At 39.8% G+C, this 14,180-nt stretch carries 12 protein-coding genes, 7 tRNA genes and 1 pseudogene; 18 read left to right on the top strand and 2 right to left on the bottom strand.

Annotation, left to right across the window (positions count from 1 at the left end; genetic code table 11):
* Positions 1–7 precede the first annotated feature (7 nt).
* Positions 8–142, bottom strand: coding sequence for a cortex morphogenetic protein CmpA (gene cmpA, locus AWT60_RS15705; RefSeq protein ID WP_008346893.1), 135 nt, complete (start codon positions 140–142; stop codon positions 8–10).
* 99 nt (positions 143–241) lie between these two features.
* Between cmpA and AWT60_RS15710 the strand changes: the two genes are divergently transcribed.
* The 16 genes from AWT60_RS15710 (at position 242) to AWT60_RS15785 (ending at position 11,219) form a co-directional block, all read left to right on the top strand.
* Positions 242–715, top strand: a complete 474-nt coding sequence (locus AWT60_RS15710; protein WP_041107438.1) for a SprT family protein — start codon at positions 242–244, stop codon at positions 713–715.
* A 199-nt stretch (positions 716–914) separates the two neighbouring features.
* Positions 915–1,892: a thiamine pyrophosphate-dependent dehydrogenase E1 component subunit alpha gene (locus AWT60_RS15715; protein WP_218677440.1), complete on the top strand. Its 978-nt coding sequence runs from the start codon at positions 915–917 to the stop codon at positions 1,890–1,892.
* Between the two features lie 20 nt (positions 1,893–1,912).
* Positions 1,913–2,950 (top strand): alpha-ketoacid dehydrogenase subunit beta, encoded by a 1,038-nt coding sequence (locus AWT60_RS15720; RefSeq protein WP_008346887.1) that lies wholly within the window; start codon positions 1,913–1,915, stop codon positions 2,948–2,950.
* Positions 2,951–2,967: 17 nt separating this feature from the next.
* On the top strand, positions 2,968–4,107 hold the full coding sequence (locus tag AWT60_RS15725) for a dihydrolipoamide acetyltransferase family protein (protein WP_218677441.1): 1,140 nt from the start codon (positions 2,968–2,970) through the stop codon (positions 4,105–4,107).
* A 16-nt stretch (positions 4,108–4,123) separates the two neighbouring features.
* Positions 4,124–5,503 carry a dihydrolipoyl dehydrogenase gene (gene lpdA, locus AWT60_RS15730; protein WP_218677442.1) on the top strand — a complete coding sequence of 460 codons (1,380 nt, stop codon included), beginning with the start codon at positions 4,124–4,126 and terminating at the stop codon, positions 5,501–5,503.
* A gap of 103 nt (positions 5,504–5,606) precedes the next feature.
* Positions 5,607–7,454 (top strand): sigma-54-dependent Fis family transcriptional regulator, encoded by a 1,848-nt coding sequence (locus AWT60_RS15735; protein ID WP_218677443.1) that lies wholly within the window; start codon positions 5,607–5,609, stop codon positions 7,452–7,454.
* 223 nt (positions 7,455–7,677) lie between these two features.
* Positions 7,678–7,752: transfer RNA gene (locus AWT60_RS15740), tRNA-Asn, on the top strand.
* A 4-nt stretch (positions 7,753–7,756) separates the two neighbouring features.
* Positions 7,757–7,847 (top strand) — tRNA-Ser (locus AWT60_RS15745).
* Between the two features lie 9 nt (positions 7,848–7,856).
* Positions 7,857–7,928, top strand: a tRNA-Glu gene (locus tag AWT60_RS15750).
* Between the two features lie 20 nt (positions 7,929–7,948).
* Positions 7,949–8,023 (top strand) — tRNA-Gln (locus tag AWT60_RS15755).
* 31 nt (positions 8,024–8,054) lie between these two features.
* A tRNA-Lys gene (locus tag AWT60_RS15760) sits at positions 8,055–8,130 on the top strand.
* A 7-nt stretch (positions 8,131–8,137) separates the two neighbouring features.
* Positions 8,138–8,220 (top strand) — tRNA-Leu (locus AWT60_RS15765).
* A gap of 48 nt (positions 8,221–8,268) precedes the next feature.
* Positions 8,269–8,352: transfer RNA gene (locus AWT60_RS15770), tRNA-Leu, on the top strand.
* A gap of 119 nt (positions 8,353–8,471) precedes the next feature.
* On the top strand, positions 8,472–8,852 hold the full coding sequence (locus tag AWT60_RS15775) for an ATP-binding protein (RefSeq protein ID WP_483861526.1): 381 nt from the start codon (positions 8,472–8,474) through the stop codon (positions 8,850–8,852).
* A 594-nt stretch (positions 8,853–9,446) separates the two neighbouring features.
* Positions 9,447–9,590, top strand: a complete 144-nt coding sequence (locus AWT60_RS15780) for a hypothetical protein (RefSeq protein ID WP_218677444.1) — start codon at positions 9,447–9,449, stop codon at positions 9,588–9,590.
* A gap of 96 nt (positions 9,591–9,686) precedes the next feature.
* Positions 9,687–11,219, top strand: coding sequence for an ATP-binding protein (locus AWT60_RS15785; protein ID WP_218677445.1), 1,533 nt, complete (start codon positions 9,687–9,689; stop codon positions 11,217–11,219).
* Between the two features lie 386 nt (positions 11,220–11,605).
* Here AWT60_RS15785 and AWT60_RS15790 read toward each other — a convergent pair whose 3' ends face one another.
* The gene (locus tag AWT60_RS15790) at positions 11,606–12,169 is read right to left on the bottom strand and encodes a GNAT family N-acetyltransferase (RefSeq protein WP_218677446.1); all 564 of its coding nucleotides are present in this window, start codon (positions 12,167–12,169) and stop codon (positions 11,606–11,608) included.
* A gap of 334 nt (positions 12,170–12,503) precedes the next feature.
* Between AWT60_RS15790 and AWT60_RS15795 the strand changes: the two genes are divergently transcribed.
* Entirely contained in the window at positions 12,504–13,301 is a 798-nt protein-coding gene (locus tag AWT60_RS15795) for an alpha/beta fold hydrolase (protein WP_218677447.1), read from the top strand.
* A 217-nt stretch (positions 13,302–13,518) separates the two neighbouring features.
* A pseudogene (locus AWT60_RS15800) lies at positions 13,519–14,028 on the top strand (GrpB family protein).
* Positions 14,029–14,180: the final 152 nt, after the last annotated feature.

A 14,180-nucleotide genomic window follows, 5' to 3' on the forward strand; every position in this document is an offset into this window, starting at 1 on the left:
GCGCACCTTAGGATGGGGTGTGCCTTGATGTGACTGAATGTTTTTTTCTATAGAAGTACCAGCATTGATTCAGCAATTTGATTTGATAATGATTTTTCTCATAAAATGCCTTCTGCATCTGATTTTTCAGCCAGTTGGGCATCGCCCATTCCTCCTTTGATCGAAACAGTGGGTGTACCTTCAATGTATGCATAGGGGAAATTGTCCCGTTCGAGGTTTTTATAGAAAGGAACGATCTTGATTGAACGAGAGAGAGTTACAGCAGTTAACAGAGCACATTTCCCAGCAGTTCTTTGGCAAGCCATTCCGCCATCAGGCTGTTTTTAATGACCGTCTAAAAACGACAGGCGGACGATATTTACTTTGTACACACAACATCGAACTGAACCGCCGATACCTAGAGGAGCATGGGCGAGAAGAATTAATCGGGATCATCAAGCATGAGCTGTGTCATTATCATCTGCACCTTGAGGGAAAGGGCTATCAGCATCGTGACCGTGATTTTAAAGCCTTATTAAAACAAGTAGGAGCACCGCGTTTTTGTACACCGCTAAAGACCATGCAAAATAAGCGCCGTGCGGAGAAACGCCATGAATATATTTGCACAGGATGCGGCCGGTCTTTTATTAGGAAAAGACGGTTTGATACCTCTCGTTATGTATGCGGCGTCTGCAAAGGGAAATTAAAGTGGCTGCGCACAACCGATTCATTGTGATAAGCATTCCTCTATGGGGATGCTTTTTTTGTTCCAATAGATGTGTGGACATATTGAGACAAAAAGAGACGCATGTCTCATTTTGTCTCTTTTTTCATCGGTGTGATTCGGTCAAATCCTAAGTGTTCATGCGTCGTCATGTTGGCACGATTTTTGCTTGTATAGAAGTGCAAGCAAAAAAGATAGGAGGTTTTACCAAATGGAAATGGCATTGACTAAAGAAAAAGCCGTATGGATGTATCAAAAGATGCAGGAAATCCGCCAATTTGAAGACCGGGTGCACACGCTTTTTACAAAAGGAATCTTGCCGGGGTTTGTCCATCTTTATGCTGGCGAAGAAGCTGTTGCCGTAGGAGTCTGTGCTCATCTGAATGAAAAAGACAGTATTACAAGTACCCACCGCGGCCACGGCCATTGTATAGCGAAGGGCTGTGATCTAAAAGGAATGATGGCAGAAATCTATGGAAAAGCCACAGGTCTTTGTAAAGGCAAAGGCGGATCCATGCACATTGCAGATTTTGATAAAGGAATGCTTGGTGCCAACGGAATTGTTGGAGGCGGCTTTCCTCTTGCGTGCGGGGCAGCACTCACAGCCAAATATAAAAAGACCGAAAATGTAAGCGTTTGCTTTTTTGGAGATGGTGCAAACAATCAAGGGACTTTCCACGAAGGAATCAATCTCGCGGCCATCTGGAAACTGCCCGTCATTTTCATCGCAGAAAACAATGGGTACGGAGAAGCGACACCATTTTCCTATGCTTCAAGCTGCAAATCAATCGTCGATCGAGCGGCCGGTTATAACATTCCTGGGATTCAAGTAGACGGAAAAGATGTGATGGCCGTTTATCAAGCCGCAGAACAAGCAATTGAACGAGCGAAAAATGGAGAAGGTCCGACATTGATTGAATGCATGACATATCGGAATTATGGCCATTTCGAAGGAGATGCCCAGCGTTACAAAACCAATCAAGAAAAAACAGAACATCAAGAAGAGAGAGATGCGATCACTCTTTTTAAAAATGAATTGATCAAGCAGCAGCTGCTGACGAATGGAGAGCTATCAAATATTGAAGCGGCAGTAACTGAAGCGATAGATGAAGCCGTTCAATTCAGTGAAGAAAGTGAATATCCAGATCAGACCGAATTATTGACCGACGTGTATGTTTCGTATCAATAAATCAGAAGGAGGAGAGGAAAATGACAAGAGAAATCAGCATGTCTAGTGCATTGAATGAAGCGATTAAGCTTGCCATGAGAAGAGACGAGGATGTCATTTTAATGGGGGAAGATGTTGCTGGAGGCGCTCATGTAGATCACTTACAGGATGATGAAGCATGGGGCGGTGTGCTCGGTGTAACGAAAGGAATCGTTCAGGAGTTTGGACGTGAGCGAGTCCTTGACACACCAATTAGTGAAGCTGGCTATGTAGGTGCGGCCATGGCAGCTGCTTCCACAGGGCTAAGGCCAATTGCGGAGCTCATGTTTAATGATTTTATCGGGACCTGTCTGGACCAAGTGCTGAATCAAGGGGCTAAATTTCGATACATGTTTGGCGGAAAAGCAGAGGTGCCAATCACAATCAGAACGACACATGGAGCGGGTTTTAGAGCAGCTGCTCAGCATTCGCAAAGCTTGTATGCGCTATTTACAAGCATCCCTGGATTGAAAGTGGTGGTGCCTTCTTCACCATACGATGCCAAAGGATTGCTGCTGGCAGCCATCGAGGATCAGGACCCTGTCATCTTTTTTGAAGACAAAACGCTTTACAATATTACAGGAGATGTTCCGGAGCGATATTACACGCTGCCGCTTGGCAAAGCAGATGTGAAAAGAGAAGGCTCAGATGTGACCATTTTTGCAGTAGGCAAACAAGTTCATACAGCACTCGAAGCAGCAGAGCAATTAGCTGCGCAAGGAATTGAAGCCGAGGTGATTGATCCTAGAAGCTTGTCGCCGCTCGATGAAGAGGCCATTCTGACTTCAGTAGAGAAAACAAATCGGCTTGTCATTGTGGATGAAGCAAATCCAAGATGCGGAATTGCCGCAGATATTTCTTCTCTGGTTGCGGATAAAGGATTCGATTTACTCGATGCACCAATCAAAAAAGTGACGGCTCCTCATACACCGGTCCCATTTTCACCACCGCTTGAAGATATCTATTTGCCGACACCTGATAAGGTTGTGAACACTGTCTTAGAGATGGTTGGAAAAAGTCATGACAAGATCTTGAACTAAAGAAAGGAGAGAGGGAGATGGCTGTCGAGGTTGTGATGCCGAAATTGGGCATGTCAATGAAAGAAGGAACGGTATCTGTCTGGAATAAAGAGATCGGAGAGACCGTGAATAAAGGGGAAAGCATTGCAAGCATCAACTCCGAAAAAATTGAAATGGAGATCGAATCACCTGCAGAAGGAACCATATTGGATATAAAAGTGTCTGAGGGAGAAGGTGTACCGCCTGGCACGGTCATCTGCTATATCGGTGAAGGAAATGAACAGGTCGAGGAAAAGAAAGAAAAAGACCTGCCCCCAAAACAAAAGAAAGAGAGAATAAAAATCTCCCCTGTTGCACGTAAGATTGCTCAAAGTGCTAATTTGGATATTCATACACTAGTGGGAACAGGTCCAGATGGGAGAATCACGAAAGCGGATGTGCTTCGGGCACTTCCTGATGAAAAAGAAAAAGAAAAACAACATAATGAACCAACAAAGCATCAGCCAGTCAGCATGATGCGGAAAACCATTGCCTCGCGAATGATGGAAAGCCTGCAAACAAGTGCACAATTAACAATAACGATGAAAGCGGATGTGACAAAACTTACAGCATTACAGTCTGAGTTGAACGAAACAGCTGGAGCACAACACGATATGAAATTAACCATGACCGATTTTGTAGCCAAAGCAGTGATTCTTTCTCTGCAAAAGCACCCTACAATGAACAGTCAATATCAACATGATAGAGTCGAAACTTTTGAGCATGTACATCTTGGAATCGCTGCTGCTTTAGCTCACGGGCTGGCAGTACCTGTTATTCGGCATGCGGAAAAGCTTTCACTTATTGAGCTGGCGAAGAGTATCAAATCGTATGGCAAAAAAGCACGTGAAGGCAAACTTCTCCACGATGAAATTGAAGGCTCTACCTTTACAATCACTAACCTAGGTGCCTATGGTGTGGAACATTTTACCCCGATTTTGAATCCGCCGGAAGCAGGTATTCTTGGCGTTGGAAAAGCGGATCACATGCCTGTTTATCATGGGAATGAATTATGTAAAGGGACGATCCTGCCACTCAGTCTGACATTTGACCATCGCGTGCTGGACGGGGCTCCGGCATCACAATTTTTATCAACTGTTAAAGCGTATTTAGAAAATCCAGTATCCATTCTTTTATAGGAAGCAGGTGAAATGAATGACGCTTGTCATTATAGGAGGCGGGCCAGCAGGATATGTGGCGGCAATAACAGCCGCCCGTTTTGGCAGAGAGGTTGTATTAATCGACCGAGGCCTGTTAGGAGGTACCTGCCTGAATGAAGGCTGTATCCCAACGAAAGCCCTTTTGCAAAGCGCCGATATGTACGAGCATGTGAAATCAGCTGGTCATTTTGGAATTGAGCTTCCAGAAAATGACCCTATCATTCATTGGGATGCTGTTCAAAAGCGGAAGCGGTCAGTCGTGAAGCAGCTGACTGATGGCGTTCGTTATTTGATGAATAAAAACAAAATCAGCGTGTTAAATGGGAAAGCATCATTTCTTTCAGCACATGAGCTATTGATAGAAAGTGAAGGGAAATCAGACATCATTCAAGCAAAACAAATCATTATTGCTTCAGGATCAGAACCTGCTGCTTTACCTTTCGCCCCATTTGATAGAGAGTGGATCATTGATAGTAAGGATGCGATGACGCTCCCTTCAATACCAGATTCGCTTTGTATCATTGGCGGAGGAGTGATCGGCTGTGAGTTTGCAAGCATCTTTAGCAGAATGGGATCAAAGGTTGTCATGGTTGAACAGGCAGCACACATATTACCTGAAGAAGATCACGATACCGCTAACTGTCTTCACGATCAGCTTCAAAAAGCTGGTGTGGAGATTTTGACATCAGCAGCAGTCAAACAGCTTGATGCAATCTCAAAAAAAGTGGTGGTTGAGAAGGATCATGGAGAGCGCTGTGACATCAAGGCCGATCATTGTTTAGTCGCCATTGGCAGAAAGCCGAGGCTGGGAGAGCTGAATCTTGAGCAGGTCGGCATAGAATTTGACAGAAACGGCATCTGCGTCAATGAGCATATGCAAACCAATCTCCCGCATATCTATGCGTGCGGTGATGTGACAGGCGGTGTTCAGCTTGCTCATGCTGCTTTTCATGAAGGAACGATTGCGGCATCACATGCATCAGGTGAAGATGTAAAGGTCAATGAACAAGTGATTCCAAGGTGCATCTATACGTCTCCAGAAATCGCGAGTGTCGGTTTAAATGAAGAGAGTGCTAGAAAACAATATGGGGAGATTCGGATAGGGAAATTCGCATTTTCTGCTAATGGAAAAGCACTCATTTTAAATCAGCCAGCAGGTCAAGTAAAGGTCATTGTCGAACCGAAATATCAAGAAATTTTAGGTGTATCCATTATCGGGCCAAATGCCACAGAACTGATTGGACAAGCGGCAGTGATGATGCATACAGAGTTGACAGCTGATACATTAGAGCAGTTTATTGCGGCACATCCGACACTCTCTGAGGCGATACACGAAGCCTTGCTGCAAACAAATGGACGAGCGGTGCACTGCTGATAGAGAAACATTTTATCCGAATGAATTCCTGGGTCAGCCAATAATTGAAAGCGCTTTTATAATTATCTATAATGGATAAAAAGCCCCCAGAGGAGAGGATGGAATGAATCCGACGCCTTGTTATTTAAATACTTGGAAACGTTTTGTTCGTGAAGGTTTACTTGATAGGTCTCGTCTGGATAAGAGAGTGATGGAGTCATGGCACAGATGTAAACAGGCAAATGTGAACCCGTATTTAGATAAAGGACAGTCGTTGTTAGAAAAGGAATTATTCAGTATTCAAAAAAAGAAGTACTCACTATTCCTAAATGCCGCTCTTCCTTACTTAAATAAAATTAGTCAGCAATTAATAGAATCGGACATGATGGCCTTACTCATCGATGCAGATGGCTATGTGCTAAGTCTGACAGGAAGCCAAAGGACGCTGGTAGAAGCGAAAAAAATAAATTTTATGGAGGGCGCGCGCTGGACCGAAGCCGATGTGGGGACGAACGCTATTGGAACGGCACTGGTCATTGGGGAAGCTGTAGCGATCAACGGAACTGAGCATTTTTCAGTCGCTTCCCACCATTGGAGTTGTTCAGCGGCCCCTATTCGTGATGCAGACGGCACGATCATAGGAGTCATTGATATCTCCTGTATGGCGGATCAAAGGCATCCTTTTATGCTTGGGATGGCTTCAACAGTTGCATATGCCATAGAGAGAGAAATTCAGGTCCAGAAAAAAAGGAAAGAGATGGAGCTGGTCAGTCATTGTCTCCAGCAGGTAGAAGCGGACGAGCCGTATGTTGTCTGTAATGAGAAAAAGCAGATTGTTTTGGCAAGCAAGCCGATTAGAGATCGATTTTCAGACTGGTACGGAATGGATGTTGAGCTGCTCATGGCTGATACATTTGTTACACGAGACAAGCGTCTCATTCAGTCAGAACAAGACGGAGAGCTGCTTTGGATGTCTTTTTCTCTCGAAGAAGCAGCGAAGAGCAATATCACCGTTTCTTTTGCTCAATTTCCCGGGGAATCTGGAACAAGTACAGTATTTCAGCAGACGCTCAGCGAATTGAAACGAGCGGCACAAACAGATGTAAATGTATATATTTGGGGAGAAACAGGTACAGGGAAAGAACTGGCCGCTCGAGCAATTCACTTAGCTAGTGAAAGACATAAAGGACCGTTTATTGCCGTTAATTGTGGAGCCATACCAGAAAGCCTGTTAGAAAGCGAACTATTTGGTTATGCTGAAGGAGCTTTTACAGGGGCAAAACGTCATGGAGCAAAGGGGAAATTTGAACAGGCGCAGAAAGGAACGCTCTTTTTAGACGAAATTGGCGAAATCCCTTATGCGATGCAGGTGGCGCTTCTTAGGGTCATTGAAGAAAGAAAAGTCGTACCGCTCGGCGGGACACGCGAAATCCCTTTGGATATTAGAATCATAACAGCGACACACCGGAATATGAACGAACTGCTGAAGGAAGGAAAAATACGTGAAGATTTGTATTACCGTCTTCATGTCTATCCAATCAACATTCCGCCGCTTAGAGAAAGAAAAGAAGACATTATTGATTTCTATCGCTATTACCAAAAGAAACACCAATGGAATGCGACATTTCCTGAATCTTTTTTTCGTAAGCTAGAAGCGTACCACTGGCCAGGAAACATACGAGAGCTTTTTAATCTGTTTGAACATATAAGGGTACTGTTTCCTAAAGGAGGATGGATTGGTGAATCGCAATATGCGGCGGTATTAGAGGCGATGGATCAGAAAATTCAGAAGCTGCATCTACCAGAATATACAGAGAATCCAAAAGAACTCACGCTAAGGGAGCGCATTCAAAAGCAAACGGTGATAGAAGCACTGCACAAAACGAAAGGTCATGTGTCAGAAGCAGCGAGGTCAGCAGGGGTGCCAAGAAGCACCTTTTACAAGTGGATGCGGAAGTATAAGCTGTCATAAACTCATAGGGATCACAGCAGCAAGAAGGCCTTGGTCTTTTAGTTAGAGGTCGGGGTCTTTCTGTCATGTCTAAACAGAAAACAAAAAGGAAGGAAGAAAGGCTTGACTGTTATATTAGTATATGTTAAATTATAAAAGCCGTCGCTAATGAGACAGGAATGAAACACTTAAAAATTCTTGACACATTTTTTTGGCATAGATATAATGAAACATGTCTTATTATTCCGCAGTAGCTCAGTGGTAGAGCTATCGGCTGTTAACCGATCGGTCGTAGGTTCGAGTCCTACCTGCGGAGCCATAATGGAGAAGTACTCAAGTGGCTGAAGAGGCGCCCCTGCTAAGGGTGTAGGTCGCGCGAGCGGCGCGAGGGTTCAAATCCCTCCTTCTCCGCCATTATTGTATGGCCCGTTGGTCAAGCGGTTAAGACACCGCCCTTTCACGGCGGTAACACGGGTTCGAATCCCGTACGGGTCATGTTTTGTTTTTTGATTCGTTGGGCTATAGCCAAGCGGTAAGGCAACGGACTTTGACTCCGTCATGCGTTGGTTCGAATCCAGCTAGCCCAGCCATTTTTTATATATGTTTTTCTGCATAGCAGATGAGCCATTAGCTCAGTTGGTAGAGCATCTGACTTTTAATCAGAGGGTCGAAGGTTCGAGTCCTTCATGGCTCACCATTGTCACGCGGGTGTGGCGGAATTGGCAGACGCGCTAGACTTAGGATCTAGTGTCTTTATGACGTGGGGGTTCAAGTCCCTTCACCCGCATTGTTTTTTCAAACAGTGCACTTATGAATATATGAGCACATCATACACGCGGTCGTGGCGGAATGGCAGACGCGCTAGGTTGAGGGCCTAGTGGGTGAATAACCCGTGGAGGTTCAAGTCCTCTCGGCCGCATCTAAGAAACCAAAGGTTGTAGACCTTTGGTTTTTTGTCTTATCTAAATGTTGCTGGCAGGATAGTACAACCTTCACCAAAAGCAAAAATAGAGTATCAAATGAATGAGAGCGTATTAGGTGCGTTCTTACAATAATGCTAAGTTCTCCATCTCGCAATTAACAAAGGATGCTTTACATGATGTTGACAAAGGAAACTTTGGTGTCGCATTTGCATTCGATGAACCAAGTGAAAGGGAAGATGTCTTGAAATGGATGAATCTTGAACCAAGTATAGAAAATCAAAAGATGCTTGGTTCAATGTTTCAAGGCCAATGCCTGTTTAAAGATATTTACGGGCGTAACTCAAAAATCTCAATTGAATGCCTGTTGAAGAGTGGATGGGTGCTTTCGAGACCATCAATAAAAGTGAAGTGGCATATGCTGAAGAGATGTATTTGTTGTTTTGTTGATGTATTTATTTTTGCGTTATTTGTAATTTGTATTTTAATGATGCTATAATGAACTTGTCATTAAACAAAAGTATTGCAATTGAAGTGCAACGAAACATTGAAGCGCAACAAATAATTGCATTTTTCTTGCATTCCAATATTGAAGCAAAATAAATACATTGATTTCTCTTACATTCCGATGAGGTCTCCTTGAAGTAGACGGAGGAAATAAAGAAAGACCCGATAATCGGGTCCATCAATTACGCTTGCTTCTGTTTTAGTAAGAAACTGATCGTCATAAAAGAAGCGATCATACTAAAACAATTTGCTGTAATCTCTAATGCAAGCATAAAAATTCACCTCCCTTGTGTGAGGCGTGGGGATACATGCTACTCGCAATAGCGTGTATTCTTTTTTATTGTACATCTTTTTGACTTTTGTTGAAACCAAAAAAACGTGACTGCTTGATTAGCAGGCATGTTTTTCTTTTATAACTACATTTTTGTTTAACAAAATGCAAGTTTAGTTATTTGCATTCTTTAAAGGTAGGCAAATGTAGGGTGATATTGAAGACTTTGCATTAGAAGCAACTGAATACTTTAGAAGAGCTGGAAGATTTGAAATGGCTAGTGACTATTATAATATTGTAAAGGAGAAATCATATATGAAAATAAAAATGATTATCTTAGCATTGATGATAGTCGGGAGCATAGGTATCTCAGGAAACTTAACAAAAAGTAAAGATATTTATTTACAAGAAGCATTTAATAAAGAATTAAGGATTCTGGCTGAACGGGTAGGAAGTTAACCACTAAACAAATTGAATTAATGTAGGGTCTAGACGTTATTTGTCTAGACTCTTTTTTTATTTGGAAGAAAAGTGTATTATTATGAGATTAAATGAATGGGAGATGTTAGAAAAAATATGAGACCTGTCAACCTAATGTCAATTGCCTGTGCAAAAGCAGATTTTGAAGATGATCATTTTCTTGATCTGTATTTAAAAAATTTCGGTATTGAATTAAAATCTGTTAAAGAAACTGATTGGTTATCTATACAAAAATTAATCAAGTGTTTAGTTAGTGAAAATACAGCTATAAATAACTTTGAAAACTTTTTTTGGGGTTATACAATTCCTCAAATAAGTAAGGAGTTTGATTTATTGAGAATTAATAGTCAGACTATAATTAACATAGAATTGAAGAGTACTAATACTGGGAATAAAATGTTAAAACAACTGATAGAAAATAAATATTATCTTGAATTCTTGAAACGAGTAGAAGTTATTAACTATACATTTGTAGCAGATGAGGAAAAGTTATATAAGTTAAATAACGAAGACGAATTAGAAGAAGTGACTATAGACGATCTTAGATTAAACTTGGAGTCCCAAAATGGAGAATTCTTTAATGAGGATATTAATGGTTTGTTTAATCCAAGTAACTATTTGGTATCACCTTTTAATTCAACAAAAGAGTTCCTGAATAATAATTATTTTTTAACAGACCATCAAATAAATATAAAAAAACAAATAATTGACTCTATATTTAATACGTCCTATAAATATTTTTCGATACAAGGAGGAGCAGGTACAGGTAAAACACTTTTAGCTTATGACATTATAAAAGATTTAAGAGAGAAAGATAATTCAGTTTTAATTTTTCATTGTGGTGTTATAAACGAAGGCCACGAAAGGTTACAAGCTGAAGGTTGGAATGTTGCTCCTATAAAGTATTTAGCTTCTTATAATTTAAATGATTATAAAGTAATTCTATTGGATGAAGTTCAAAGGATATACTTGCACCAATTTAAAGAGATTATTGAGTTTATTAATAAGGAAGGTTCGAATAGTAAGGTCATTTTTTCGTATGACAAAAAACAGTGTTTAGCTGGTTTTGAAATTGATAGAGATATCCCGAGTCATATTGATAAATTAGTAAACAAAAAAACTTCATTTAAACTTACTACAAAAATAAGAACCAATAAAGAATTAGCTTCTTTTATACAAAGTTTGTTTGATCAATCCTCTGATGTTGAGGTTGAATACTCAAACATAGATATACAATATTTTTCGAAAGTGGAATTCGCGAAAAAATATTTGACCTATTTATCTAGAGATACAGACTGGAAAGTCATAAATTTTACTGAATCTAGTAGAACAGTGTATCCATATGATGAATATTTGTTAAGAAATATACCGAATTCACATAAAGTTGTTGGTCAGGAATTTGATAATGTTGTTGCCGTTATCGATGAATATTTTTATTATAATGATAGGGGGCTTCTAGACACAAAGGGTTGGGCATCCAAGCCTTATTATCACCCGACTAAAATGTTATATCAAAATGTTTCAAGGGCAAGAAAAAAGTTGAAACTAATTATTATAAAGAACGAAGAAGTCTTAAATTATTGTTTGGAGACATTAAATAAAAATTAATAATCAATAAGTTATATTAGAATATAAAATTTGTTAAGGTGGAATTGTCCATCTATTGTCCATATTCTAATGGAAATAGTAAGTGTTTATATAAAAATGTATTTTTTTGTAATATAATCAACTTTTCGTAAGAGGTAATTCATTTTTTCTAGGTTGAAAGCCTAGTGGGTGAATACCTCGTGGAGTTTCAAGTCCTCTTGGCTGCATCACAAGGGGATGAGCCCCTTGTTGTTTTTTGTAACCAAAACTGACCACTTACTTTTAGAAGTTAGCCTGATTTGTCTGCAAAAGTATATAGTTTAATAAGATAAAAGGGCATAGTATACATAAAAAATATATTATGCCTTTTTTGTTTTAATAACCATCCGTTTTTTAAGCGTACAATGTTACTTTATTATGGAATAAAAACAAGTGTCAGTCAGATTGCTGCCATCTGCGGATAAATCATCATTTCTTAAAGTGCCTTCAAATACAAAGCCAAGTTTTTCTGGGATAGCCCGACTTTTGAGGTTTGTTGATTCCCACCTTATTTCAATTCTTCTAAATTTGACATTGTTTAATCCGAAGTCAGCTAATTTCTTTACTGCTTCTGTCATAAATCCATTCCCACTAAATTTAGTATTTACCCAGTACCCAATCTCACATTTAGGAATGCTCCAGTCAATCCTCTGAAGGCTAGTTACCCCAATGAAGTGATTGCTGTTTTTATCAAAAATAAGAAAACGAAAACTTTCTCTCTTTAAAAAATTGATATGAGCATTCCTTAAATTGATTTCTGTTTCTTCAACAGTTGGAAGTTCTTGTGCAAATGGTAACCACGCTTTTAATTCAGAAAGGGAATCCTTTATTGCTTGGTTTACAATTTTTCCGTCTCCTGTTTGGTGTGGTGCTCGAAGAATGAGTCTTTCTGTTTCTAACTGTAAAGGAATATCTAACAATAAAGGGTTCATTTCATTTCTCCTCTCGGAATTTTATATTTTAGCGTGTATGGAGAGTATGTGGTTCAAACTATTTGTTGTCAATTTATTGTAGCAAAAAACTGATCAATTCATTAGAATATGCAAGAGATTTGGAACAATTTTAAATTGAAGTAACATAAAGCATTTCAATGTCACACATGAATATGGGGATTTGTTATGATGAATTGAAAGAATATAAACAGGCTTCAGAACATTTAATCTTGTTAGAAGTTTTTTGGGATATCGCAACATAGTTTCCTAACAAGAAAAACAACAAAAAATCTTGAGATTACTAGGGAAGCCCTAGAAAAGGGGAAATAAATAGATGTCAATTTATCATAAAGTCATTGGAGAAGGATTTCCGATCGTTATATTGCATTGTTGGACACTTGACCATCAAGTGATGTTACACGCATTGGAACCGGTATTTGAAAAACAAAGCGGTTGGAAAAGAATATACATAGACTTACCGGGGATGGGACGTTCCGAGCCGCATCCGTCTATTCAGAATTCTGATGATATGTTAGAAGCGGTATTGCGTCTTTTGGACGAGATTATCCCTGATGAACAGTTTATTGTTTGTGGTTATTCATATGGAGGGTACATAGCTAGAGGTATTGTTCATTCTCGCCGGGAAACCGTTCGTGGATTACTACTTGTGGCCCCAATGACTATACCTGTATTCGATAAAAGAGTCGTGCCGGAGAAGACTGTTCTAAAAAGTGACAGCAGCTTGATATCACAACTCTCTCCAGAGGAGACGGATGAATTTTGCTCCATGGCCGTTGTGCAAGGAAAAACGGAATGGGAGAGGTTTCGAGATGAAATTTACCTTCCTTCTAAACAAACAAATCATGAATTCATCAATAACATTCTTCAAAATGGGTATGGCTATTCCTTTGACATTTCATCTGAATTTCAGTATCCCACGCTCATTATCACAGGGCGTCAAGACAATGTAGTCGGATATCACGATGCGTGGCGGCTGATCGAAGACTATCCAAGGGCAACTTTTGCAGTGCTTGATATGGCTGGCCACAACCTGCAAATCGAACAACCCGATGTATTTAACTCATTAGTCCATAACTGGTTAAACAGACTTGAGTCGGAAAATGTTAAGTAAGTTTTATCTAAATGAAAGTCCACTCATCTTAAGTGAGTGGACTTTTTGTTTGAGAATAATATTTTTATATAATGCATTCCAATCATACTAATACTGTTTAGAAGGTTATATTGTAAATCCGATGAAATGCTACACAACTATTAGTAAGATGTTCTTTACTAATGTGACGTATAATGAAAATTTCCAAACAACAAAATCATAAAGTGGGGTTGAGTAAATGCTTGGATTACCAAGAGGGGAAGTTTTTTTAGTACCTTGGTCTATTGAATGGGTCAAAGAATTTGAAAGTGAAAAGAAACAAATAATAGAAGTTATCGGAAAGTACATAGTGGATGTACACCATATTGGAAGTACAGCAATAAAATGGTTTGAGTGCGAAACCCATTATTGATATTGCAATTGAAATCAATCATTTTCTTGACTGAGAACATTGCGTAACAGCTTTGCAAGGGCTGGGTTATTCTTATAGAGGGATCAATGTGTTACCTGAAAGACACTATTTCAGCAAAGGAGAACCACGTACACACCAAATCCATATGTATCAAACGGGCAATAGATATCTACTCGAACAAATAAATTTTAGGGATTACCTGAGAAGTAACGAACTAGCAAGAAGTGAATATACGAGCAATTTAAACTTAACCTATCAAGTGTAAATAAAAATGACAAACACAAATACGCAAAGGGAAAAACTGATTTTGTTAAGTCGATTTTAGAGAGAATTTAGAGAAGGTTCTCTCTTTTGGTGTTCAAAATAACTGACTTTATGCACAAGGGGACTCGCCAAAAAGGAGTTTCTTCTTTTTAACCAAAATCTTTCCATCATTAAGCTCCTCCTGCCTAATTAGTGTCACGATATCAGGTGTGGTGTTCTTTTAA

The sequence above is a fragment of the Bacillus sp. F2HM genome, assembly GCF_019266135.1.
Classification (GTDB): Bacteria; Bacillota; Bacilli; order Bacillales; family Bacillaceae; genus Bacillus; species Bacillus safensis.

Bases quoted from the DNA above. Each gene is read 5' to 3' on its own strand.
- AWT60_RS15735 (WP_218677443.1), top strand. From the start codon at position 5,607: ATGAATCCGACGCCTTGTTATTTAAATACTTGGAAACGTTTTGTTCGT.
- AWT60_RS15790 (WP_218677446.1), bottom strand. From the start codon at position 12,169: ATGAACCCTTTATTGTTAGATATTCCTTTACAGTTAGAAACAGAAAGA.
- AWT60_RS15795 (WP_218677447.1), top strand. From the start codon at position 12,504: ATGTCAATTTATCATAAAGTCATTGGAGAAGGATTTCCGATCGTTATA.
- AWT60_RS15715 (WP_218677440.1), top strand. From the start codon at position 915: ATGGAAATGGCATTGACTAAAGAAAAAGCCGTATGGATGTATCAAAAG.
- AWT60_RS15720 (WP_008346887.1), top strand. From the start codon at position 1,913: ATGACAAGAGAAATCAGCATGTCTAGTGCATTGAATGAAGCGATTAAG.
- lpdA (WP_218677442.1), top strand. From the start codon at position 4,124: ATGACGCTTGTCATTATAGGAGGCGGGCCAGCAGGATATGTGGCGGCA.
- AWT60_RS15725 (WP_218677441.1), top strand. From the start codon at position 2,968: ATGGCTGTCGAGGTTGTGATGCCGAAATTGGGCATGTCAATGAAAGAA.
- AWT60_RS15780 (WP_218677444.1), top strand. From the start codon at position 9,447: ATGAAAATAAAAATGATTATCTTAGCATTGATGATAGTCGGGAGCATA.
- AWT60_RS15785 (WP_218677445.1), top strand. From the start codon at position 9,687: ATGGGAGATGTTAGAAAAAATATGAGACCTGTCAACCTAATGTCAATT.
- cmpA (WP_008346893.1), bottom strand. From the start codon at position 142: ATGCCCAACTGGCTGAAAAATCAGATGCAGAAGGCATTTTATGAGAAA.